The 23,547-nt window shown below is 42.2% G+C and carries 18 protein-coding genes and 2 pseudogenes; 7 read left to right on the forward strand and 13 right to left on the reverse strand.

Going from position 1 to position 23,547, the window contains the following annotated elements:
* Positions 1 to 61: 61 nt before the first annotated feature.
* From ACM0OS_RS18115 to scyA, 12 genes are all read right to left on the reverse strand, one after another.
* The gene (locus ACM0OS_RS18115) at positions 62 to 1,276 is read right to left on the reverse strand and encodes a 3-dehydroquinate synthase (protein WP_414544595.1); all 1,215 of its coding nucleotides are present in this window, start codon (positions 1,274 to 1,276) and stop codon (positions 62 to 64) included.
* On the reverse strand, positions 1,270 to 1,917 hold the full coding sequence (locus tag ACM0OS_RS18120; RefSeq protein WP_414544596.1) for a DsbA family oxidoreductase: 648 nt from the start codon (positions 1,915 to 1,917) through the stop codon (positions 1,270 to 1,272). The genes ACM0OS_RS18115 and ACM0OS_RS18120 overlap by 7 nt, the downstream gene beginning before the upstream one ends.
* Positions 1,918 to 2,020: 103 nt before the next feature.
* Positions 2,021 to 3,061 (reverse strand): bifunctional chorismate mutase/prephenate dehydrogenase, encoded by a 1,041-nt coding sequence (tyrA, locus tag ACM0OS_RS18125; RefSeq protein WP_414544597.1) that lies wholly within the window; start codon positions 3,059 to 3,061, stop codon positions 2,021 to 2,023.
* A gap of 56 nt (positions 3,062 to 3,117) precedes the next feature.
* Positions 3,118 to 4,023, reverse strand: a complete 906-nt coding sequence (eboC, locus tag ACM0OS_RS18130; protein WP_414544598.1) for a UbiA-like protein EboC — start codon at positions 4,021 to 4,023, stop codon at positions 3,118 to 3,120.
* Between the two features lie 5 nt (positions 4,024 to 4,028).
* Positions 4,029 to 4,937 (reverse strand): TatD family hydrolase, encoded by a 909-nt coding sequence (locus ACM0OS_RS18135; RefSeq protein ID WP_414544599.1) that lies wholly within the window; start codon positions 4,935 to 4,937, stop codon positions 4,029 to 4,031.
* An 11-nt stretch (positions 4,938 to 4,948) separates the two neighbouring features.
* Positions 4,949 to 5,839 carry an EboA family metabolite traffic protein gene (locus tag ACM0OS_RS18140; RefSeq protein WP_414544600.1) on the reverse strand — a complete coding sequence of 297 codons (891 nt, stop codon included), beginning with the start codon at positions 5,837 to 5,839 and terminating at the stop codon, positions 4,949 to 4,951.
* Between the two features lie 266 nt (positions 5,840 to 6,105).
* Positions 6,106 to 7,281, reverse strand: a complete 1,176-nt coding sequence (gene scyF, locus ACM0OS_RS18145; protein ID WP_414544601.1) for a scytonemin biosynthesis PEP-CTERM protein ScyF — start codon at positions 7,279 to 7,281, stop codon at positions 6,106 to 6,108.
* A gap of 43 nt (positions 7,282 to 7,324) precedes the next feature.
* Entirely contained in the window at positions 7,325 to 8,587 is a 1,263-nt protein-coding gene (locus ACM0OS_RS18150) for a ScyD/ScyE family protein (RefSeq protein WP_414544602.1), read from the reverse strand.
* Positions 8,588 to 8,690: 103 nt separating this feature from the next.
* Positions 8,691 to 9,968 (reverse strand): ScyD/ScyE family protein, encoded by a 1,278-nt coding sequence (locus tag ACM0OS_RS18155; RefSeq protein WP_414544603.1) that lies wholly within the window; start codon positions 9,966 to 9,968, stop codon positions 8,691 to 8,693.
* 11 nt (positions 9,969 to 9,979) lie between these two features.
* Entirely contained in the window at positions 9,980 to 10,948 is a 969-nt protein-coding gene (scyC, locus tag ACM0OS_RS18160; RefSeq protein WP_414544604.1) for a scytonemin biosynthesis cyclase/decarboxylase ScyC, read from the reverse strand.
* Positions 10,949 to 10,979: 31 nt separating this feature from the next.
* Positions 10,980 to 12,041, reverse strand: a complete 1,062-nt coding sequence (gene scyB / locus ACM0OS_RS18165; protein WP_414544605.1) for a tryptophan dehydrogenase ScyB — start codon at positions 12,039 to 12,041, stop codon at positions 10,980 to 10,982.
* 126 nt (positions 12,042 to 12,167) lie between these two features.
* Positions 12,168 to 14,060 (reverse strand): scytonemin biosynthesis protein ScyA, encoded by a 1,893-nt coding sequence (gene scyA, locus ACM0OS_RS18170; RefSeq protein ID WP_414544606.1) that lies wholly within the window; start codon positions 14,058 to 14,060, stop codon positions 12,168 to 12,170.
* Between the two features lie 1,238 nt (positions 14,061 to 15,298).
* Here scyA and ACM0OS_RS18175 point away from each other — a divergent pair.
* Positions 15,299 to 17,296 carry a scytonemin biosynthesis sensor histidine kinase gene (locus tag ACM0OS_RS18175; protein ID WP_414544607.1) on the forward strand — a complete coding sequence of 666 codons (1,998 nt, stop codon included), beginning with the start codon at positions 15,299 to 15,301 and terminating at the stop codon, positions 17,294 to 17,296.
* Between the two features lie 114 nt (positions 17,297 to 17,410).
* A complete protein-coding gene (locus ACM0OS_RS18180; protein ID WP_414544608.1) occupies positions 17,411 to 18,277 on the forward strand; it encodes a response regulator in 867 nt (288 codons plus the stop codon).
* A 121-nt stretch (positions 18,278 to 18,398) separates the two neighbouring features.
* On the opposite strand, the pseudogene ACM0OS_RS18185 reads toward ACM0OS_RS18180, so the two are convergent.
* Positions 18,399 to 18,868: pseudogene (locus tag ACM0OS_RS18185) on the reverse strand (DUF6335 family protein).
* Positions 18,869 to 19,126: 258 nt separating this feature from the next.
* Here ACM0OS_RS18185 and ACM0OS_RS18190 point away from each other — a divergent pair.
* The 5 genes and pseudogenes from ACM0OS_RS18190 to ACM0OS_RS18210 form a co-directional block, all read left to right on the forward strand.
* On the forward strand, positions 19,127 to 19,531 hold the full coding sequence (locus ACM0OS_RS18190) for a DUF2267 domain-containing protein (RefSeq protein WP_414544609.1): 405 nt from the start codon (positions 19,127 to 19,129) through the stop codon (positions 19,529 to 19,531).
* Positions 19,532 to 19,633: 102 nt separating this feature from the next.
* Positions 19,634 to 20,737, forward strand: a complete 1,104-nt coding sequence (locus ACM0OS_RS18195; RefSeq protein ID WP_414544610.1) for a DJ-1/PfpI/YhbO family deglycase/protease — start codon at positions 19,634 to 19,636, stop codon at positions 20,735 to 20,737.
* 124 nt (positions 20,738 to 20,861) lie between these two features.
* A complete protein-coding gene (locus ACM0OS_RS18200; RefSeq protein WP_414544611.1) occupies positions 20,862 to 21,560 on the forward strand; it encodes an SRPBCC family protein in 699 nt (232 codons plus the stop codon).
* 362 nt (positions 21,561 to 21,922) lie between these two features.
* Complete coding sequence (locus ACM0OS_RS18205; RefSeq protein WP_414544612.1) at positions 21,923 to 22,309, forward strand: hypothetical protein; 387 nt, start codon at positions 21,923 to 21,925, stop codon at positions 22,307 to 22,309.
* Between the two features lie 180 nt (positions 22,310 to 22,489).
* Positions 22,490 to 23,494 (forward strand): annotated as a pseudogene (locus ACM0OS_RS18210) (zinc-dependent alcohol dehydrogenase); the annotation flags it as partial.
* Positions 23,495 to 23,547 lie beyond the last annotated feature (53 nt).

Here is a 23,547-nt window from a genome sequence, read left to right on the forward strand (position 1 = left end):
CCCTTTGCGGTTTGTTCTCATTCCTCAACTAATTTTTGAACCACCAAATTACAAAGAAAAACTAGTGAACACTTACCCTAACCAACGACTGCTTATTTTCTACAAACTCGTGCAGCAACAATATTGCTTGCTTATACAAAGATAGATCAACTTCATGAACCTCAATTCCCTTACCAACACCTTGCAGCAAAGTCAAAGTCAATTCTCCACCCAAATGTTCGCGGAACTCAGTCAAACCCCGAAATAAACAACGAGAATCTTCCAATTCCGGCACATACAACGTGAAACCTAAAGCTGATAGAGTATGCAGTATCTTTTGCCAATCCTTCTTACCAAGCAACCCTAAAAGATAAGAATAGGTGCAATCTAAAGCAATACCAATGGCTACTGCTTCTCCATGACGCAAATTGTAGTCCGTCAAATGCTCTAATTTATGCGCCGCCCAATGTCCAAAATCCAGAGGACGAGATGAACCCATTTCAAAAGGATCACCACTGTTGGCAATGTGTTCTAGGTGTAATTGGGCGCAACGATAAATTAACTGTTGCATAGCGTCCATGTCTCGACGGACAAGGGCTGCACTGCGAGAGTTGATAAACTCAAAGAAATTAGCATCCTTAATCAGCGCTACCTTGAGAGCCTCAGCGATACCAGAACGCCAATCACGATCGCCTAAGGTTTTCAAGAAGCTAGAGTCATTAATCACCGCATAAGGTGGCGCAAATGTGCCGAGAAAGTTCTTTTTACCAAAGGCGTTGATACCGTTTTTTACTCCTACACCTGAATCATTTTGTGCTAACACAGTCGTGGGAATCCGAATCAGGCGAATCCCCCGGTGAGCAGTTGCGGCTGCATATCCGACTAAATCCAACACTGCACCACCGCCAATAGCCAATATGTAGGAGTGGCGACACAATCGCGCTGTATCAATCACTTGATGAATCTGCTCTACCAACTGGGGATTATTTTTAGCAGCTTCTCCACCCGGAACAATCATCGGTTCAAGGGCGAGTGTTAATACTTCCCCATAAAACTGGGTATACGCCGTTAATTGCTTAACCAACCCAGGAAAAAACTCTAATAACCCTGCATCAACAATCGCTACAACTTTCTTCGGTTTTGTCTCCTCATCAGCTGCAATTACTTGGGCTAATGTAGGATTTTTCAACTCAAACAAATTATTGGTGAAATAAATTTCATAGTTGAAACTAACCGCAACACTTTGGCGAATTGGTTGCAGATTAAATGTACTTGTTTTCTTGATATCCATTACCATATTTTTGCTGATATATCCATAAGTGCGGCACGATTTAAAGCCTGAAGGAACACCTCTACCGAGTGAGAACCATCTACCTTGACTTTGTTATTGATCATGAAGAACGGCACACTGGTGATACCTTTCAACTGAGCAGACTTTGATGCAGTCACAATTGCCTCTAAAGCGGTATCATCTAGCAACTGCGATCGCACCTCAGTTGCATCCATTTGGTAACTTGTACCAATATCAACCAAAACATCAATATCACCAATATTCAAACCGTCTTCAAAGTAAGCCTGATAAACCGCTTCTACAACATAATTTCTGATATTTGCTGGTGCAATTTCAATCAGTCGGTGAGAAAGCTTAGTATTCACAGCTAAACGAACTTTATCAAAATCTAGCTTAACTCCAGCAGCCTCACCTTGGCGTTGCGTATAATCAAACAATTTCTGGATTTGTTCTGCTGAAATGCCCTTTCTTTTTTGCATAAAGCTACGAAGTTTGTAACCAGAATTAGGAACACTATCATCTAATAAAAAAGGATGCCAGCGAATATCCACCGCCTGTTCTGTAAATTGTGCCAGTGCATCAAACAGATGCTTTTTCCCAATTCGGCACCAGGGACAAACTGTATCGTGAAAAATGTCTATAAGCATAATAATTATTTTTGAACTACTGAGGATATTTTTGAAAATTGTATTTATATAGATTATGTTTAAAAAGTGCTTGACTGTGATTTTAGGCACTCGTTTATCCCCCCTAGCCCCCCTTGAAAAGGGGGGGATTAGAAAAAGAACACTTGATTTCTTCTTCCCAAAAACCTTGATTACTTTCAAACTCTTGAATTAATGCATCTCGGTCTTTGCTTACTACAAGCTTTGCCAAGCGGCTATATGTATTAGCCAAAGAACTAATTGCCTGACATCTCTCCTCTGTAGCCAACATAATGTCAACGCATAAATTAGGATTCTGGGAAAATAACCGTTTTACAATGTCAATTTCTTGACGATAATTTGGGGTAGAAATTGTTAAACTGCGTTCTATATCAATATTGGACTGAGACAAAAACACACCTAAACTAAATCTTAAAAAATGCTGGGTTGCTTGAATAATTACCATCATTTGGTCATGTTCTTCAGGCGAACAAGTAATTATTTCCCCACCCTGACCTTTAATCAAGTCTAATAACCATGCAAAAGAGTCATCATCCCGACCTGGACATACCACAATTTTTTGTTCTAAGAACGATGTAATATTAGGCCCAAACATAGGATGTAATCCCATTACAGGGCCGCAATGGTATTTCAGCATTGCCTGAGTCGGCTGAGTCTTAATACTTGTAATGTCACACAAAGCTGTAGTTGGAGATAGATATTTAGCTGCGCGCTGAATAACATCAACTGTATAGGCAATTGGCACACTGACTAATACTAATTCTGCCTGATTTAATAATTGGTCTGCATACTCCCAATCTTCGTGTTCGAGAATATTAACATTGTGGCCTACCGCTACAAACTGCTCTTTAAAGAATCTTCCCATCCTGCCATGTCCACCGATGATTGTAATTTGTCGGGGTCTAGGATGATTTACCGATGTAGATTCAGGGGTAATAGTGGCATGACAACTATTTACCAAACCTGCCCAAACAGATTCAGGAATACCAACTTGAGCAAGTAGGGGAGCCACATCAGCCAGTTGTTCTTCTAAAGAAAGACATTTTGATGCTGCTAGTAATGATAGGCGATCGCTCAATAAGGCGATCAGGTTTTGGTCGGTTTGTTTCAGCTTTTCTGGGATCATAAACCTAATATCATTTCCCAAAAGATTGTTCAGTCAAAAATTAAAATTTCTATGCTTTAAGTCACAGCAAACATTTGCGCCAATGCCGTTGAAATCGGCAATAAGCTCAGGACTATTAATCCGTAGGGCAAACCTGCAAAACCCGCAGCAACTGTAGCATCTAAAACAATTAGTGATAGTATCCCAGCCTTGACTGCAATGCGAATTTGCTCTGGAGACGGTTCACGTACAGCTTTAATAAAAGGAAGTAACACCCGGATAGCGAACAAAATTAAAAATGCTAATGCTGCGAGAACTTGATAGTTTTGTAATAACCCCAGCCCTAAAAGTCCGCCAATCACCGTGGAAATTAGCAACAGTGCTACTACCGCAGTACTCAGCTTGGCTCCATGCACTTCACCGCGACTTAAAACAGTGATTCCCGCAATGTAAACTATGGGAATTAAAGCCAAAAACCAGTACTCACCTGTCATTGCTGGTAAGACACTCACACCCAGCAATAAATTACCTCCCCGGCAAATTCCCATATTGATGGGGCCGAGAAGAGAATGGTGCTTCCCGAAAGCATCGTAAAATAGGGCAACCAAGGCGATACCCATAGCCAAACTAGCACTCAACCATGAGACTTGAGCCGCCGCCGCTACTCCTAAACTTAAAAGCAAGCTACCTAGTAAAATTGCTCCTTTCCGAGTCGCCCTACCACTGGGAATCGGTCGCTCTGGGCGCTCTTGAGCATCTAATTCGGCATCAAATACATCATTAAATACCACACCTCCACCATACAACCCAGTGGTTGCTAGCAGTAACCATGCCAGTGAGCCAATTGCTACATTATTATTAAAAATGCTCCCTGAAGCCGCGAATCCAGCGAGAATATCTGCCCATGCGGTGACAATGTTAGCAGGTCGCATTAATTGCAGATATGCCCATAAACGATAGGAAGTTAATGTTGCAGTATTCATAAATATTACTCAATTAGGGCATATTCACGGCTTGGCTCTATCAGTGGTTGTTGTCCCCGGAGTACAGAATTATCATTGAACATCTGTCGTTGATCGATGGGGGTGGAATTGAGCCAGTCTGACTCTTGCATTTGACCACTTTGGCTATAAGCTACAAGAGCATTTCGATAACAGACTGCTTGCACAGCCGCTGGAGAAATTCCTCGTTCTAGCATTAGTTGGGCAGTTTTAGGCACAGCCAGGGGATCACTCACACCCCAATCAGCACTACTGTCTACAATGATGTTATTACTTCCATATTGGCGGACAATTTCTACCATGCGCGCATTCCCCATTTTGGTATTGGGATAAATTGTAAATGCTGCCCAAAATCCCCGGTCTAAAACTTCCTCTACTGTTTCTTCGTTGTTATGATCCATAATCACCCGTGATGGATCTAAGCCATGCTCAATGCAGACATCCATACTACGACTTGTACCTGCTTTTTTGTCGCGGTGGGGTGTATGAATCATCACTAGCATATCCAGTTCTTTGGCTAATTCTAGCTGGAGACGAAAGTATTTATCTTCGGCTGGGGTCATGTCGTCGTAGCCAATTTCACCAATGGCAACTACACCCTCTTTACACGCATACAAAGGTAAAAGTTCCATTACTTGCTCGGCTAAGGCTTCGTTATTGGCTTCCTTTGAGTTCAGCCCCATTGTGCAGTAATGTTTAATCCCAAATTGAGCAGCCCGAAACCGTTCCCATCCTACGAGACTACTAAAGTAATCTTGGAAGGAGCCAATATTGGTGCGGGGTTGTCCTAACCAAAATGCAGGTTCAATGACTGCGACAATTCCCGACTGCCGCATTTTTTGGTAATCGTCGGTGGTGCGAGAACTCATGTGAATATGGGGATCAATAAATCTCATTATTTCTACCTTTAAAGTTGTGGACTCAGGCTTTTCCAGGTCAAAGACTTTGTATCTATAAATTTCTGTAAGTTAGGGTAACTAGCCAGAAGAATTTGAGCTTGTGGTAGTGGACAATCAGCACAAGCAAGGGCCGCAGCGGCTTGTTGAATAGGATCAGGGTCGGCGATCGCTCGCTGCAAATCGACTAAAATACCAGCATCGGCAAATTTTCCTACCAAGCGCCAAATTCCCGCTGGGACTGAGCGATTAGCGCTCTGGCGTTCGTGGACATAATCAATTAACATCCTTGCTAGTTCGCGGTTAGCACGAAAATCAAGACCGTGAATGAAATGTAGCGGACTACCTACAAATAAAGCTTTTAACACCATTTGATTCCATGCCAAGGTATCTAAATAGTGGGCCGGATAAGGATTTCGTAAGGCAATAGCGTTAAAAACTGCTGTCATATTGCTGCGAACTCCCTCAGCAGCAAATTTTTGCAGTCTTTCTGGGTAAGGTAACAAGGGTAACGCTTGATACAGTGCTACTAATTCTCCTACGTCAGCCGTTGCAAATACTTGCTCTAGGGTATGCAAATATCTTTCTGCATTATCTTGTGGAAGAGCTAGTAAAAATAATGTCCGAGCAGCTTGATCTACACTCCAATGACTAGGAACCCAACCATTTTTCAGTGCCGAGGCTGCTTTTAAATCTTTGGGAGCGAGGTTAAGCTGATTTTTACCTATATGACGAGACACTGCGCTGAACGCTGTGAAAAAGTCTCGACTAATACCACAGCTACTAATTTCTTCCCTTTTTCGATCTAGCCAATTAACAGTTTCTGGAGTAGTTTCTTGAGCAATCCAGTGATGTAATAAGCTGGTAATACTGGTTTGCTTAAAATAAATTACATTAGACATAATTACTATTTCAATATTTTATATTCTTACCCTGACTCAATTTTGATTTTTAAAATCTAAAATCTAAAATTAAATCAGGGAAAGATTAGGCATTGCTGAATTGGAATATGAAATTCCAAAATTACCTTTCTTTTTCTTTGTAACTTTGCACCTTTGCGCGCCAGTTGCTACAAGTCGGGGAACCCGCCCAACGCACTGGCTTGCCTTTGCGTGAGACAAATTCATATCTTTATTCAGCAATGCCAAAGATTATGGTTGCAAAGTCATCAAACAGAAGTCATTTCTAGTTTCTTCTTCTGCCTATTTTTTTGCAACTTCACAACACTAGCCCCAAGACCAAATATTCCCAGTCCTAATATTGAAGCAGGCTCAGGTACTTTAGCTGCGCGCTCTACACTTAAGACTTGAATCCGACCTTGAAAGAAATCGCCTACATAAACCGTGTCATTGTTATAATGCAAACCAGCAGCCCAGTTAAATTTGCCTGGGGACAGGTCAATGGGAGTCCCATAGGGCGTGGTTCCACCCAAAGCCGGGGGTGTAGGAGGTGGTACAATTTCGCCAAAGGAATTGCGGGTTGGTTCACCAAAGGTAGTTAAGAAGTTACCATCTTTATCGAATACTTGAACCCGGCTATTTTGCGAATCTGCTACATATATATTTTCGTACTCGTCCACATCAATGCCGATTGGCTCTCTAAACTCTCCGAGTTCAGAACCAGTAGAACCAAAAGCAAAGAGAAAATCACCATTGGAGTCAAGAACTTGAACCCGACCGTTGTACTGGTCGTTAACATAAATTCTGCCAGTATTCTCGGAGATAATTAAACCTCCAGGCCCGGAAAATTCACCAGGACCACTGCCAGGACTACCAATAGTTCTAATTTGTTCGCCTTCTGAGTTATATACTTTGATAATGTCAGCACTAAAGTCAGTGACATGTAAATTACCAGCCGCATCGAAATCCATGCCCCCAGGGCCAAAGAATAATCTATCTTCTACAGCCCCACCAAATGAGCCATAGGACATTTTAAAGTTACCCTGGGCATCGAAGACGTTAATCCGGCTGTTGAAAACATCACCCACATGCAGATCACCTGTGATGGGGTTGAATCTGAGGTCTGCTGGTTCGTCGAACTCTCCAGGGCCTGAGCCTGTGCTACCAATGCCTCTCAGATAGTTACCTTGTTGATCAAATACATCTACACGGTCGATACCCCGACCATTACTCACAAAAATATTCTGGGTTGAATCCTGCACTCCTATGCCCTGGGGAACAGTAATTACCCCTGGAACACCAGGAAAATCACCATCGGTAAAGGTAGCAGGTCTACCAATGCTCGTTTCGTATTTTAAACTTAAAGCTTCAGCTTCGCCGACTACTGCCAATGTCATCAATCCAGCGCTAGCAAGTGCGATTGATAATTTTTTTACTAATGCCATCTGAGTTAAGCTCCTGAAAGGTGGGGAATGGAATGACCAACGATTAATGACTAATGCGTTTGCGCTTCGCCAAAGAAGTTGTGCCGAATGTCGCAGCCACTATAAGACCCAGGACAGTTGTTGGTTCGGGAACTCTTGCCGCCACAAAGTTAGGATTGTAGCTGAGGACTTGTCCGACACTGGGGCGATCGCCTCGGTTGGTAATATAAATAGTGCCGTCAAGGCCAACTTCTAGGGAAGTAGCAGATTCTAGTCCTTCACCAGCACTAATCAGAGTTGTGCGAGTACCATCAGGGGCTACTTGAAATAAAGAAGCCGCGAAATCATTTTGCCATGCTGGTTTATCGGCATATTGTAAAACTAACAAGTTGCCATTTTGGTCAAACTCCAAGTCACCGATTTGTGTAAAACCATCAGCGAAGACTGTGGGTATACCATCATCCCCGACTCGATAGACACGCGATCCACCTTCTGGATAAGGAAAGCCGGAAAAGTCACTCACATATCTAGCACCATCAGGCCCAATGGCTACGCCTGTAGGTACTGGTTGTAATGGAATTTCGTTGATTGGTGCATTCGGATCTACGCCTGGAGGTGGCTCTTGTCCCGGTGGAAGTTCTGGGAAAACAGCATTTTCAAATGGGCGGCTAAAAAATGGCACTACACCTGTAATGCCGCTGCCATCAAGTGCCACACTGATTAAGGTATTGGCACCTGCGTCAGCTACATAAGCTGTATCACCTTGAATAGCTAAAGCATAAGGGTTGGAGATGACATCACCCTGATCAGGATTATTAAATAGTTCAAATTGTGCTAAATCGGCAAGACTGTTGAGCGCACCTGTGTTCAAGTCAATGTTATAAAGTTGTCCGAAGGTGGAATCATTGAAAACTGTGTCGCGGTTTGTTGGGTCGCCAGCGAAGCCATAAACCAGATAAGCGTTACCTAAGGAATCAAACTTCAGGTCTTGAGGCCCAGCGCCTTCAATCCCACTACCTTGCAATGCTAGAGAAGGTAGATCCTGAAATATCCGCTCTTGTTGGCCATTTCTAATTCTCGTAATGGCAGCAGTATTACCAGAGCATAAAGAGGCAAATTGTACACTAGGGGATTGTATACATCCTCCGTCTCCGCCTATACCTGTTTCTGTGACGTAAATACTACCGTCAGGACCAACACTCACACCCCGTGCATTATCAAGGCCGTCCGCAATCACGGAAAATGTAGCTGCTTGAGCTGCTCTTGGTACAGAAATAACACCAATGCAGAGACTAGCAAGCGTTAGAGCAAATGACTTGAGTTTCATACTTTTAGAGATTAAGAGTTGATAATTTGGGGAAACTTTGATCACAAGGAATCTCTGGCCCTAAGAGCATTTAGAGTACACACTGATATGGATGGGAAACTTTTTACCTGAACGCCAGGAGCTTATTGACAAGGGGTTTGGATCTACTACTTTTTCGCAAGCAAACAAGGCCCAACACACCGAGAGTCAATGCACCTAATGCAGAATTAGGTTCAGGAACAGACTGGATATTTTCAATTCTGAGTACTTGGCCTTGGCCTGGGCGATCGCCTCGGTTGGTGATGTAAATTGCCCCATCAGCACCAAGGGTAAAAGCGCTGGGTGACTCTAATTCGTTGCCACTGAGGATGGTTGTACGAGTGCCATCAGCAGCTATTTTGATTAAAGAACCCTCTAAATTACCCTTCCAAGCTGACTCATTGGCGTACTGCAAAGCATACAAGTTACCCGCAGAATCAAATTCCAGGTCTGTTAGTTGGGTAAAGCCATCTGCATAGATTGTTAGTTGTCCATCAGCACCAACGCGATAGATTTTGGCGCCACCTTCTGGAAAGGGAAAACCAGTAAATTGACTGACGTAATAAGCACCATCGGGGCCTTTAGTAACACCAGAGGGGACGGCTTGACTGGGAAACTGCAATGATGGCGTTTCACTTGGAGAGGGAACTTGTGCAGGTTCATTGGATGGAGAACCGGAAGGAGGGAAGACTGGATTAGTTAATATATCTGGGGGAAATACTGCGATCGCTTGTAAATCGCTGCCATTAGTCTTAACACTTAGTAAGTCATTCGCACCTGCATCCACCGCCACAAGTTGATCACCATCTATGAGAAAACTTAAGGGATTGCTATTGAGATCACTGCCATCAGGATTGTTAACTAGTTCGTAGTTAGCTAGATCAGCAATACTTGTCCAGGAATTAGTCTGAAAATCAGCAGTAATAATTCTTCCTAGTTCAGTATCACCCAGGCGATCGCCAAAGGCTGGATTAGCCCCATACCCCAGCAAAATATAAGGCAGACCGGTGGCATCAAATTGGATATCACGAGGGCCGGAAGCTCCTGTACCATCTGGTAATGCTAAGGAAGAAAGTCCTGTAAGTATACGTTTAGTCTTACCATTCTCAATCTTGGTAACTGCACCGGTTGTGCCATAGCATAAAGAGTCGCCTTGACCACTAGGAGGTGGAACACAATTGCCATTTCCCCCTATTCCTGCTTCGGTAACATAAAGACTACCATCAGGGCCAAAGCTCAGACCTCCAGCATTATCCAGACCATCGGCAATTACCGAAAATGATGCAGCTTCCGCAGCGGTTGTTGCAGAAAAAGCAGCAACACAAAAACTAAAAAGAGTAATAGTAAGTTGTTTGAGTTTCATTTGTCAGATGACTAATGAGTAGCGACTAATTCTGGAGTTTTTGGGACATAACTCATTCCCTTGTCAAAAGACTGGAGGTTACCTGCTTTGGCTTCCAGCATCCGTTTGATATTCATGCTCTCAGCGCCAAAATCTTCAATTTGGAGTTTGCCATGACCAAGAGGTGCATCGGCTTTCCAGAATGTGATTCGATGTAGAATCAAACCAGACGCGTCTGGGTCACCGAAAGCATAAGAGGTGGGAATTAATAGTGCCACGGAGCGTTGATAGTATTCATAATCTGGATAGAAGTATTCTTCTTCCAGTAAGTAGTATTTACTCAGACCATGTAGTTTTACAGAAATATTGACTTTTTGGTCATATTCATCTCTAAATTCACCTGACTGACGAGTAATCTCACCAGATGGTCTGACTAAATGCGCCCATTCATCTAAATTGCGGAGGTCTGATAAATACTCAACCCCAATTTCAATTGGTGCATCAATATAGATGGTATCGGTATCGATGAAATAGCGTCCTTTTGCGGCTGTAGTCCGACCAGTTTGACGTTCTAAAATTCCTTTGAGAGAACGACATTCGGAAGTATGTACAGTGTGTATTCCCTGCATAATCATTTGAGTTTGTCGTTTGGGATCAACAAAACTCAACCAGTGAAAGTACACACCCTCTTCATCTGTTCCCGGCTCGATGTAGTCGGGAGGAAAAAGTAAAACTGGGTAAACTTGAAAATATTTCTGATACTCAAATCCGCAATGCCACTCAATGCCATAAAAAAGCGGATTTTCTAGTTTTTTAACGTGATAGTAGAGATTTTTGTGATATCCAGAAGCAGTTCCTAGCCAGGTGTCTTCGTCAACTTGCTCTTGCATCCGGCTAAAAAGTGTCCAATCATCCAAGTTTTTGAGACTGCACAGGTATTCAAAGGCGCTTTCTGGTGAAGTGGCGATATACGCGGATGTTGCAAAAGTATTTTTTTCCATTTATCACTCCTAACAAGTTAATAATTAACAATTAAGCAGCAATTGCTTTTGTCTTAATTTTTTTAGCATTCATGATTCGTGCTTCTGCTAATCGTTTAGAGGCTTCGTTGGTTGTAATTTGTTGTTGTTTGGCAATCTCGAAAATTGCTAGTAATGTGTCATAAATTTGCTCCACCTGCTGGAAAGCTTTTTCTTCGTCATAGCCAATCATTTCGTTATAAACATTAATTAATCCTCCAGCATTAATTACATAATCTGGACAGTAAATAATGCCTTTTTCTGTCAACATTTGGCCATGTGTTTGCTCGTTACCCAATTGATTATTGGCAGCACCAGCAATAATGGGAGCTTTCAAAAGAGGAATGGATTCACTATTGAGCATTCCACCTAAAGCACAAGGGGCAAAAATATCGACATCAAGAGAGTAAATTTCGTGCGGTTCTACAACAGTTGCACCAAACAGTCGTCTAATTTCTGCTGTTTTAGCTGGATTTACATCACTGACAAAAAGTTGCATCCCATTTTCATGCAAATGCTGGCAAAGATTTTTACCGACATTTCCTAGTCCTTGAACTGCAACTTTTAGTCCTGTGAGGTTTTTGGTTTGCAAACGAAATTCAACAGCAGCTTTAATGCCTAAAAATACTCCCATTGCTGTGATGGGTGCAGGGCCACCGGACTTTTCTGATACGCCTACTACATAGTTAGTTTCTTGACCAATGGTTCGGACGTTTTGAGGGGTAATATTAACATCTTGTCCTGTAATAAAACGCCCATTGAGACTATTAACAAAACGTCCATAGGCTCTTAAAAGGTCATCTGTTTTATGTTCAGGATTGGCAATAATCACTGCTTTACCGCCACCAGCCGGAATGTTGGCACAGGCTGCTTTGTAAGTCATACCCCGACTCAGACGCAGAGCGTCTTTTAAGGCGGCTTCTTCGTTGACATAAGGTAAGAGTCTTGTAGCCCCCATTGCTGGGCCTAAGGTTGTATCATGAATGGCAATTATTGCCTTAATATCTGGGTCTTTGCCATGACAAAAAAGAACTTGTTCATGGCCCATTTCTTTTACAGTTTCAAATAGCAGCATTTTTGTGTCCCAATGATCAAGTATGCAGAGCTTTGTCTAATTTAAAGTGGTAGAAAGAGCGCGAGTTTAGTGATGCTAATTTGGTATGAATGGGAAAATTGGGATGCTTGGTACTTTCTGGATATTTCAAACAGATGGAAATGAAACTGACTTGGCGGGATTTTTCGCTTGGTTAGATTTGACTCCTTGAGCGGCCAAACTCTTATTACGTCCGCCAGAAGGTGCAAGCCGGTCAGGGTCAATTACTACATCGATTAAAAAGGGAACAGTTGAGGCGATCGCTTGTTCTAGGGCTGCTTCAATATCTGTTTCTCTGACGACGGCGATGGCTTCGGCTCCCATTCCCCGCGCAATCATGGTGAAGTTTGTCACTGGCATTGTGGCATCAGCACCTTTTAATCCCAACACTTTCATGCCTTGATGGCACATGTTATAGCGCGCATCGTTGAGTACAATCCAAATGGCAGGAATTTTGTATTTCACGGCTGTGCTGATTTCGTTATTCATCAACATGGCCCCATCGCCAACGATGGCTACTGCTTTGCGATTTTGGGCTTGGGCTGCACCCAAAACTCCGGTGACAGCATGACCCATTGCTCCCACGCCTGTGCTAACTCGGTAACGATTTGCTTGATTAAATCGCAGGTAATGAGTTGACCAAGTAAATGAGTTCCCACACTCTGCCATGACTATGGCATCGCTACCCTCAACAATGATTTTTTGAATTGCTGCCATCAATACTTCTGGACGTACTGGATAATCTATATCTAGATCTAGGGCAACTTCTTCGCGTTCTGCATGAGGTAAAGATGAGATTTGGGGGCGGTGTACAACATCTGGTAACTGCTGTAACAGTTCCTGCAAATAGGTTTTGATGTCAGCCCGAACTGAGAAGGTTTCCGCCGATGGATATGCTACCCCTGGGACTTCTGGGTCAATATCTACATGGACAAAGCCTCTTGGGGGCACCATGGCCGGACTCCAAAAGGAAGTCGGTTCACCTAGACGGGTTCCTAAAACGAGTGTGCGTAGTGGCGGTTGCTGTTGCATATATGTAAACACACTAGCGTGACCACCCAAGCCTGAGACACCCACAAATTGGGGATGATCTTCGGGAAAGATGCCTTTAGCACGGGGTGAACAGATGACTGGTGCGCCAGTTTTTTCAGCTAGTTGGCGGATTTCCTCTGCTGCTGCACGCGCCCCAAAACCGACCCAGATAGCGAAGGGGCCAGCAGATAATAACTCTACAGATTTAGCGATCGCTTCTTTGTTGGGTGCGATGGGAGAATAGGCAATATCTAGTTGGGGCCAAGCTATATCATCAACTAAACTTGTTTGCACACCAGTGGGAATACTCAAGTGGGCTACAAATCCTCCTGGTTGGGCTAAAGCCAACGCCAGTTTGCGAAAAATTTGTGGGAGTTGCGCCGCCGATTCCAAGGTGACTGCATAGTTAAACAGCGCGCCTGAGGTAAACATTCCCCCACTGGGTAAGGTATGGCTGCTGGTTTCTTGAATTGCCCAGCGTCCACGCTGTGGTGCTGAGGTACAAGCCGACAGCAAAATTATCTTTGCACCTTCACCACGAGCTGCAAATAAACCAGTGAGGGCGTTGGTGATCCCCGGCCCGGCTGTGGTGAAAACTACTGTCGGGCGATCGCTAGCAAAGTATGCTTCAACTGCGGCAAAGGCAGCCCCGGCTTCATGGCGAAAGTTCAATACCTGAATATTGCTATTGGACAAGGCACCCCAAAGGCTGGCCATGGCCCCACCCGCAACACCAAAAGCGTAGTTTACTCCTAATGTTGCCAACATCTGAGCGATCGCATTGGCAACTGAGAGCTTTGGCGCTGTTTCATCGTATAGAAAAGGCTGCGTTTCTCTGCTCTTCTCCAAATCCTCAAACTGATGGGAATCGTCTGATGGATATTCTACGTATTTGCTCTTTGGCGGTAATTCTTTGTATGTTTCAGTAGTCACTATGGGAGATTTTGAACCAGTATAATTTTTACTCATTGCTTTCAAGTAATTCCAGAAACTTGCATCAAGGTTCGTGATTCTAAACTTCGACTGCTGAGAATATCTAATACAAACAACTCTGTTGTTTTTTACGTTTATGACCGAAATTGACAATCATAGAGATAGTCAAATTTTTGCTGATTGCCGTTTTTAACTCCAGTATTGGCAAATCATTGAGAAAAATAAAACAATCAAGGATGTGCTTCTAGTAACCAGAGTAGAGGAGATACAGACTGAATCACAATGAAAAATCTTTTGATGAGAGTGTCAATTCTTTCGCTTAAATCACCCATACAAGTTATTCCGATGTGAAAACCACAAAATTGTCAATATCTTGGTATCACTACTCAGTACTCCAGTAATTATTTTTTTTGTATTCACAAATACATCTATTTTCAATATTATCTATGTCTTTGAGTAGATATCTGAAGTAATGTCAGTAAGTGAAGTTTACTCCTGGGGATAGATGTCTACAAAAAATAAAAATATGATTAGTATATGTAATTCATGCTTCTGTCAATACGGAAGTCTGAAATTAGTAATGATGCTAAAAAGTCAAAAAATTAAAAGGTCTTAAATTAAAGTTTCCCCTAAATTTCTGGGGGACACAATGCATGGTGTGGATCAACATTGTGTTTCTATCTCCAATTTCCCCGAATATTTCAAGTAATATTGCTTATTGACAAAATTATTAATAACAAGTATCGATCAAATAAGATACGTACGTAACCCTACAAAGCTGATAAATTAACACTTTATGTGTCCTTTACGGTAGGAGTAACTGCCATCACCTTAATTTTTTAACCATAGAAGAAGACTAAAAGCTACATTGCTTCAGCTAATAATCAAATTTGTGACCAGTAAGAATGTATCTCTTATGGCGGATGACTCAGCATATTCTGATATAGTTAGATTCATGAGAAATAAAGTTAAGAAAAGTTAAGCCAATTAAGAGGAAATAAAAGCGCTTAAGTCTATTACTAGATAGCTGCGAACTTCTACTGTCATTAACTTGTTAGAGGATGAAATATTATTGACATGACATTTTTCCCTCTTCCTGGAGACAATTATGGCCCCAGACTCTCAGAAACATTCAACTGTGTTTAGCAAATGCTAAAAAACTTGAGCAGGCTGTGATTACTGGCTTGTTAACTGGTTATTAAGCTGGCATAAACAAACTAAACTATGTAAAGATAAGTAACAGATAAGATGCCTCTATTAAGGTGGTGAACAATATGGGCGCTCATTTAAGAATAGTTTCGTCCAACTCTGATTTAGTGCTAAAGCCAGAACTAGATTTGGAATTTGCTTATTTTCTGATCAACAAGTCTGTAGATGCTGCTTTCTGCTTAGGCTCAGACGCGCAGTTTCTCTATGTCAATAATGCAACTTGCTCCATGAGTGAGTATTCCCGCGAAGAATTACTATCAATGTCGCTGGGTGATGTAGATATAGACCTTCCTCTACACGATTGGTCACAGCTATGGCAATGTCTTATAAAAAAAGGCTCACAAGATGATCTCACCTTTAAATCTCGTTATAGGACAAAGGGGGGTCGAATATTTTTGGTGGAAATATCTATGACCTATGTAAACTACCAAGGAATAGAGTTTAGCTGTGCTTTTGTGCGTGAAAAGAGTGATGAAATTGTCGAATTGAGTGTACAAAAATGGATTAATGAATTACAAGACACCAAAAACCATTTTCAACAAGAAGTTTTTCAACTAAGAAGCAAAGAAGCAGAACTGAGAACATCTTTATCTCTACTGCATTCCACTCTCGAATCTACTGCTGTTGGTATTGTCGCGGTTAACTTTGAAGGAGATATTCTGAGCTTGAATCAGAAGTTTCTAGATATGTGGCAGATTCCAGATTCCCTGATTCTTTCTAAAAAATGTCCTCAATGTAAAACCTTTTTTGAGAATCAACTTAAAGACCCAGAAGCCTTTATTCGGATGATTTGGGAAGTTTCCAGCCAATCTGATTTTGAGAGTTACGACATTCTAGAATTAAAGGATGGAAGAGTTTTCGCGCACTATTCCAAACCTCATAGGCTGGGGGAAAAAATTATTGGTAGAGTCTGGAGTATCTGGGATATAACTGAATCTAAGCGGACAGAAGAAGCCCTAAAGCTGAATGTAGCTAGGTTTCGGACTTTAGCAGAAACCACAGATGCGAATACTTTTTTAATTCAAGGTTCGCGGCTTTGCTATATAAATCCTGCTGTTGAAACACTCACGGGTTACACCAAAGAAGAATTGCTAACTGGCTTTGATATTGGCCGATTAATCAAAAGCAAAAAACGCAGACAGGTACGCAACTCAACTGAAGCACTGAATTTTGAATATCAGGAAATAAATCTTTTAACGAAAAATGGCACAGAGCGTTGGTTAGCTTGTGCCGTGACCACTTTAGATGGTGTGCTAGATTTTGGCAAACAACCGGTGGAATTGATTGCAGGCATCGATATTACTGATTACAAATATGCAGAATCGGAACTGAGCCTGGCTTTAGAGCAAGCAAAACAACTTAGCGAACTGAGGGCGCGTTTTCTTTCTATGGTCTGTCATCAATTCCGGACTCCATTAAATATAGTTTCTTTTTCTAATAGCTTATTAAAAGAACAAGTAGACAAACGCACAGAAAAAAAGATTCGCCCATTATTGGATCATATTCAAACAGCTAGTGAACAGATCAGCCAAATGTTGGACGATATTTTATTGTTTGCTAAAGCAGAAGCAGCCAAAATTACCTTTGAGCCAAAACCGCTAGATGTAGTTCAGTTTTGTACTGATTTAGTTGCACAAATGCAGATGAATGTCAACCAAAATCACATCAATTTTATCACTCCAGTTTGCTCACTAACAGCCTATATGGATAAAAAATTGCTAGAGCCTGTACTAAAAAATTTACTTGAGAATGCCAGTAAATATTCTCCCGATGGCAGTGAGATTGATTTCAAACTTGCTTGTGACAATGATAATGTAATTTTCCAAGTTCAAGATAGAGGAATTGGTATTCCTGTAGCCGATCAAAAACGACTATTTGAACCATTCTATCGGGGCAGTAATATTAATAATATAGCTGGTACTGGTTTAGGTCTATCGATTCTCAAAACCCTCGTAGACTTGCATGGTGGTCAAGTCGCTGTGGAAAGCGCAGTTGGTTTAGGCACTACATTTACTGTGAGACTACCTTTATTTCAAGATAATGCTAGCTGTTCCGAGTTATGAATGTTAAATAGTTATTTTAATAATCATAACTCTGGGAAGTAGTTAATTTTTTTCTTACTTAAATGATAGGTATTTTGATCACCTTTCTCTGCCAAAATTTATAGTTGTAAAAAAATGACACGTAAAGCGTCCAAAAAAATTTTGTTCATAGAAGATGATACCGTTACCCGTGATCTTTTCCTAAAAGGACTGAAGAACAAAGGTTTCGATGTCATCGGTTCTGGAAATGGTTTTGATGGTATCCAGCAAGCACAAGAGCATTTACCCGATTTGGTAATTTGCGATGTGATGATGCCACAAATGGACGGCTATGACGTTCTCACGACGTTACGCCAAGATCCACTGACAGCAGTTATTCCTTTTATTTTTCTGACTGGTAGTAACACCAAGGCTTGTATTCGTAAAGGGATGGAGTTGGGAGCAGATGACTATCTGACTAAACCTTCGACAATTGATGAATTGCTCAGAGCGATCGCTACCCGGTTACAAAAGCAAGCTGTTCTTCAACGTTGGTGCGTTACTAAATCCCAACAAGCGCCGAATCCAGTACCCACAGGGGAAACTTTACCACCTACCTCTCCTAAATCAATTTTCCCTTGCATTCCCCGACTCCAAGAAATTTTCGACTTTATCGAAGCTAATTATCACCAAGGAATTACTTTATGTGATGTAGCCGAAGCTGTTGGTTACTCACCTGCTTACTTAACTAACCGAGTTGCGAAGCTGACAGGAGAGACTGTAAATGGCTGGATTGTCAAACGCCGGATGGCGGGGGCGCGGTTCTTACTCCAAAATGGCAACCAGACAGTGGAGTATATTGCAAAGGCGTTGGGCTATCAAAGTGTGTGCCATTTCTCGCGCCAGTTTCGTCAGCATCATGGATTACCTCCCGATACTTGGCGAAAAGCTCATCCGGTAGTTGATCCCGACACTAACCCTGGGGAGGAGCAACGCGTTCATAGTGAGTTTGTCTGCAAATAAGCTGCGGGAGGGGGGAAGAAAAGAAAATATTTTTAATTGGCAGCTAAACGCTGAAAATGCCTACTGGATAGGCATTATACGTATTTTTTTCAGGTTTTATTGGCAGTACGATCTCTTCCCATCATTCTTTGCGTTCTTCATAGTCATTAACAGACATGGGATCTAATTCCCAGCGAGCATCATCACGCTCCTCTAAAATATCGTTGGTGCGGAGAAAGGTTTTGTCGTTCATTTCCAAACCTACTGCTGCGCCTAACTCGTCAATCACATTTTGATCAGGTGTAGGCGCTGTACCACCGACAGCTTCATCTCCCACTGCGTCTTCTTGTTGCCAATTAGCATCAACATCACCACCAGTGATTTCGGGACTGGTGTGTGTATATTGGCGATTTCTTTGCCGTTGCGATCTGCTGAAAGCAGTAGCGCTTCGCTATCGCCCACCAATATTGTTTCCTGGCATCTCTTTTACACCAGTGCCGTAGGATTCGGTAATTTCCTGCGGTAAATCATCAGAGTTATTTTCTTGATTGTCAGGATTTTCCACCATAAAAATTTAACCTTATCTGCATCTTCACAATAACGTTTTTGCAGCTAAACTTTGTCTGGCTTAAGGTTGTATTACTTTAGTCATAAAACTATCTATCCCCTGAGAACGAAGATAAAACAGTTTTTACAGCCTACACTTGTAAGTGTCAATATTCATGTCGAGTAGTCGTTGAATCTATTTAGTTATGAGGTCATAAAAATATTTATTTTGCCTCAAAGCTGTTTTTAAGTTTCATCAATTATTAGATGTATTAGATGTTTAATTAATCAATAATAATTGATTTGATTAGCGGAGGTCATAAAGTGGAATATAACGAGTTTATTACACATGTACAAAGCCTGGCTCAATCAAATTCTCGTGAAGAGGCAGAAAGCGCTACCCGTGCTACTCTGGAAACCTTGAAAGAGCGTGTCCCAGGTGATGAAATACAAGATTTAGCAAGGCAATTACCACAGGAATTAGGCAATTATTTGCAAGGACGGGAGGCGGAAAATGAGCAGTCTTTCAACTTGCAAGAATTTATTATGCGAGTCAGTCAAAAGGAAAATATAGAGCCAACAACGACCGCAATTCATGTGCGGGCTGTGTTTGCTGTCTTACAAAACGCCGTTAATCCTGAGAAATTTGCGAAGTTGCACACTTATTTTTCTCATGATTATGAAGAACTCTTTACGACTGCGCCAACGAGTGAAGCGCCAGCAGTCTAAGCGGCGATTAAAAAATGAAAAAGTTTTAGCATCAGCTAGCAAGCGCCGCATTATTGTGGCTTACACGATTCAGCAATCAATTAGTAGAAATAGAGAAAATCAATGACCAATCTTAACAATCATTCTGGCAAGAAAAAAGTGGCTATCCTCATTGAAAATGGGGTTGAGGATATGGAATTTACTATTCCTTGTCATGCCTTAAAACAAGCGGGGATGGAAGTAGTTGTTCTTGGTTCCCGTCTGAATGAAAAATATAGGGGTAAACAAGGCAAAGTATCTGTGCAAGCAGATGGTACCACTACCGAAGCCATAGCATCTGAATTTGATGCGGTGGTTATTCCGGGCGGTATGGCTCCCGACACAATGCGGCGTAACCCCAACACTGTCCGCTTTGTACAAGAGGCAGTAAAACAAGGTAAATGGGTAGCTGCGGTTTGTCACGGGCCACAACTTTTAATTGAAGGCGATTTACTCAAAGGTAAAAAAGCCACAGGCTTTATTGCTATACGCAAAGATATGATCAATGCGGGAGCAAATTATCTTGATGAGCCGTTGGTGGTTGATGGTAATTTGATTACCTCCCGTGAGCCTGGAGATTTAGCAATTTTTTCCACAGCATTGTTAAGTCGTCTAGGTTACGGTGGCAAAGATGCTGCCCTTCCAGATGAAAAAGATACCACCGCCGAGTGGTGGAAACTGGCTGATGCTTGGGGTGGTTCTACCAAAGGTGACATTACTAAAGGCTTGAATACTGCTTTAAGTGGTGAGCGTTATTCATTGGAAGCCTTGGAAAAGTATGCAGAGAAAGAATCAGATACCGAAGTGCGATCGCTGTTTAGAGAGATGATTACTCACAAGCAGCGTCACATTGAAAAGCTGGAGACATATCTTGACATCCTCGGTGAAAAACCTTCTTTAGCGGCTAATATCGCTAATCAATATGCCAAGGTGAAAAGTGCCTTGACTGGTAGTGATGACATCTATCAGTTACATAGCGCCTTGGGCGATGCACAAACAGGTATTGGCGATGTTGGCAATTTGTGTGCCATGTACACGGATCCCGTAGCAACGGCTATTTTCAAAGATATTTACCAAAATCTGCGGAAATATGAACAGCAATTGGCGCAGCTATATCGGGCGCGGACTGCTACAGCTACCGAGGTGAAGGCTGCCAAACCTACTACAGGGGCGGCTACTTCTATGTAATGGGAGTAGGGAAACCCCTGCGGGGAAGTCAAAAATCAAAAATCAAAAAAGTTTAATTTTGACTTTTTTGCTCCCCGTTCCCTGTTCCCTTTTCCCTGTTCCCTCTTATTGAGAGATATTAAAAATGGCTTCAATATCTGAAAATCAGCCAAGTACAAATCCATCTGAAGCTAGCGATATGGAACGCTGGGCTTCTTTGATTGGTGGTGGGGCGATGGTGTTGACAGGTTTAAGACAAAACTCTTTACGGGGTGTACTGACAGCATTAGCTGGTGGCGGTTTGATTTATCAAGGTGTGACGAAGCACAGCACCATTGAACAAGTACAGTCAGCCATAGGTGTTAATCAGCCGATTAAAGTGGAAAAGTCTGTCACCATTAATCAACCCGCAGAGGAACTGTATCGTTTTTGGCACAACTTTGAGAATCTGCCCACATTTATGAAGCATCTCAAATCTGTGAAAGTATACAACGAAAAACGTTCTCATTGGATTGCGAATGCACCTTTGGGTAATAATGTCGAGTGGGATGCCGATATTTTAGAAGATCGGGAAAATGAGTTTATTTCTTGGGCTTCTGTAGAAGGTGCAGATATTGAAAATTCTGGTTTTGTGCGGTTTCGCCCAGCACCCGGTAATCGCGGCACGGAAGTCAAGGTAGTTCTAGAATACAATCCTCCCGGTGGAGCGTTAGCATCTGTAATTGCCAAACTTTTTGGTGAAGAACCAGAACAGCAAATTGGTGATGAATTACGCCGTTTCAAAATGTTAATGGAAGCTGGTGAAATAGCCACTACTGAAGGTCAATCAAGAGGCAAAGGTTGATTATTTCTGGGAACTAAAATATTACATCCAGAACTATCTTGCGGAGCGTCTCGCACAGAGGACTAAAGTCCTCACTACAAACTTAAAATAATATGCCAGTTGCGTAAGTCCTAACCCTATCAAAATTAATTCCACAGGGATTTGATTTGGGCTTCAGCTTTATTTACGGCGGTTAGGGTGAAACTAGGAAACAAATGCATGGGTAGAAATATCTACATTTGTGGTTACGCATCAATTACCACTAGAATCAGCACCCCACGCCTACCAGATGTTTCAACAGAAACAAGACAACTGTATCAAAGTTGTTCTCAAACCATGAAATAGCTTTTAGCTATTCACAAACTACACAATCGAGGTTTTTTATGCAGCATTTCTTCTCTCAACTCAAAAATATTGTTCTACGTCAGGTATTCATAGTTCTGCTGATAGTCACATCATTTTTCGGATTTATTAGCTACGGTAACACTATAGCCGTGGCCCAAGCTGATACTGTAACTCCAGAGGGTGTTTATTACAAAGGTACACCCGACGGTAACGCCTCCATCAGAAATGACCAACAAGTGCAGAATGCTCAAAGTGGTTTAAAAAATACAGCTGATAATATCAGAGAAAAACTCAACCTTGATGAACCAGTACCTCAAAGTACCAAGGAGTTCTTGAGAAATACCGAAAGAAGAACCGAAAAAGCAGTTAGACCATTAACAAAAACTCCAGAAGGATACTATCAAACACCTCCTCAATCTCGCTAAATAATCATCTAAGGTAAAGTTAGAAAATACATTTTTCTATCTTCTGGGATGGGCATTCTGCCCGTCCTTGATCATTAGCACAAAAAAATTAGGGATATTTTCTTAGTAGAAAGTTCCTGATTAAAAGTCTAAAGTCAAGCTCTTGACTAACGACTGTTGGTAAATTAAGGAATAAGAATTATGAAAGCTGTTTGCTGGCATGGAGCAAACGATGTCCGGGTAGAAACAGTCCCCGACCCTAAAATTCTCAACCCGCGTGATGCCATTGTCAAAATTACTTCCACAGCAATTTGTGGTTCAGATTTGCATTTATACAATGGCTATATTCCCACAATGCAAAAGGGCGATATCCTGGGGCATGAATTTATGGGGGAAGTTGTGGAATTAGGGAGTGCAGTCAAGAATGTGCAAATAGGCGATCGCGTGGTGGTTCCCTTCACAATTTCTTGCGGTTCTTGTTTCTTCTGTCAGCGTGATTTTTGGTCTTTGTGCGACAACTCCAACCCCAATGCTTGGATGGCAGAAGCACAAATGGGATATTCGCCAGCCGGTCTATTTGGCTACTCCCATATGTTAGGTGGTTATGCTGGTGGTCAAGCAGAGTATGCCAGAGTGCCTTTTGCGGATGTCGGCTTGTTCAAGATTCCCGATGGTTTAACGGACGAACAAGTATTATTTTTGACAGATATTTTCCCGACTGGCTACATGGCAGCCGAAAATTGCAATATCAAACCCGGTGATACTGTTGCCGTTTGGGGTTGTGGCCCTGTGGGACAATTTGCTATCCGCAGTGCTTATTTACTAGGTGCAGAACGCGTGATTGCGTGCGATCGCATTCCGGAACGGCTGCAAATGGCCAAAGAATACGGCAAAGCTGAAGTCCTCAACTACGAAGAAGTAGATGTAGGCGAAGCACTCAAAGAAATGACTGGTGGACGTGGCCCTGATGCTTGCATTGATGCGGTGGGTATGGAAGCACACGGTACTGATTTTATGGCTTTATACGACCAAGCAAAACAAGCAGTACGCCTAGAAACAGACCGCCCCACGGCATTACGGCAGGTAATTTTATCTTGTCGTAAAGCGGGTCATGTCTCAATTCCGGGTGTCTATGGTGGCTTTATTGATAAATTCCCAATGGGTGCGGCTATGAACAAGGGCTTAACCTTGAAAATGGGACAAACCCCTTAACGGGTGACAAGGCAGTTGAAGATGAGATGTGGCAACAATTTGAGAAA

The organism is Nostoc sp. CCY0012, from assembly GCF_963920855.1.
Classification (GTDB): Bacteria; Cyanobacteriota; Cyanobacteriia; order Cyanobacteriales; family Nostocaceae; genus Cyanocohniella.

What these genes read in the sequence shown, in the direction of transcription:
- ACM0OS_RS18115 (WP_414544595.1), bottom strand. Translation starts at nt 1,276, where the DNA reads ATGGTAATGGATATCAAGAAAACAAGTACATTTAATCTGCAACCAATT.
- ACM0OS_RS18120 (WP_414544596.1), bottom strand. Translation starts at nt 1,917, where the DNA reads ATGCTTATAGACATTTTTCACGATACAGTTTGTCCCTGGTGCCGAATT.
- tyrA (WP_414544597.1), bottom strand. Translation starts at nt 3,061, where the DNA reads ATGATCCCAGAAAAGCTGAAACAAACCGACCAAAACCTGATCGCCTTA.
- eboC (WP_414544598.1), bottom strand. Translation starts at nt 4,023, where the DNA reads ATGAATACTGCAACATTAACTTCCTATCGTTTATGGGCATATCTGCAA.
- ACM0OS_RS18135 (WP_414544599.1), bottom strand. Translation starts at nt 4,937, where the DNA reads ATGAGATTTATTGATCCCCATATTCACATGAGTTCTCGCACCACCGAC.
- ACM0OS_RS18140 (WP_414544600.1), bottom strand. Translation starts at nt 5,839, where the DNA reads ATGTCTAATGTAATTTATTTTAAGCAAACCAGTATTACCAGCTTATTA.
- scyF (WP_414544601.1), bottom strand. Translation starts at nt 7,281, where the DNA reads ATGGCATTAGTAAAAAAATTATCAATCGCACTTGCTAGCGCTGGATTG.
- ACM0OS_RS18150 (WP_414544602.1), bottom strand. Translation starts at nt 8,587, where the DNA reads ATGAAACTCAAGTCATTTGCTCTAACGCTTGCTAGTCTCTGCATTGGT.
- ACM0OS_RS18155 (WP_414544603.1), bottom strand. Translation starts at nt 9,968, where the DNA reads ATGAAACTCAAACAACTTACTATTACTCTTTTTAGTTTTTGTGTTGCT.
- scyC (WP_414544604.1), bottom strand. Translation starts at nt 10,948, where the DNA reads ATGGAAAAAAATACTTTTGCAACATCCGCGTATATCGCCACTTCACCA.
- scyB (WP_414544605.1), bottom strand. Translation starts at nt 12,041, where the DNA reads ATGCTGCTATTTGAAACTGTAAAAGAAATGGGCCATGAACAAGTTCTT.
- scyA (WP_414544606.1), bottom strand. Translation starts at nt 14,060, where the DNA reads ATGAGTAAAAATTATACTGGTTCAAAATCTCCCATAGTGACTACTGAA.
- ACM0OS_RS18175 (WP_414544607.1), top strand. Translation starts at nt 15,299, where the DNA reads ATGGGCGCTCATTTAAGAATAGTTTCGTCCAACTCTGATTTAGTGCTA.
- ACM0OS_RS18180 (WP_414544608.1), top strand. Translation starts at nt 17,411, where the DNA reads ATGACACGTAAAGCGTCCAAAAAAATTTTGTTCATAGAAGATGATACC.
- ACM0OS_RS18195 (WP_414544610.1), top strand. Translation starts at nt 19,634, where the DNA reads ATGACCAATCTTAACAATCATTCTGGCAAGAAAAAAGTGGCTATCCTC.
- ACM0OS_RS18200 (WP_414544611.1), top strand. Translation starts at nt 20,862, where the DNA reads ATGGCTTCAATATCTGAAAATCAGCCAAGTACAAATCCATCTGAAGCT.
- ACM0OS_RS18205 (WP_414544612.1), top strand. Translation starts at nt 21,923, where the DNA reads ATGCAGCATTTCTTCTCTCAACTCAAAAATATTGTTCTACGTCAGGTA.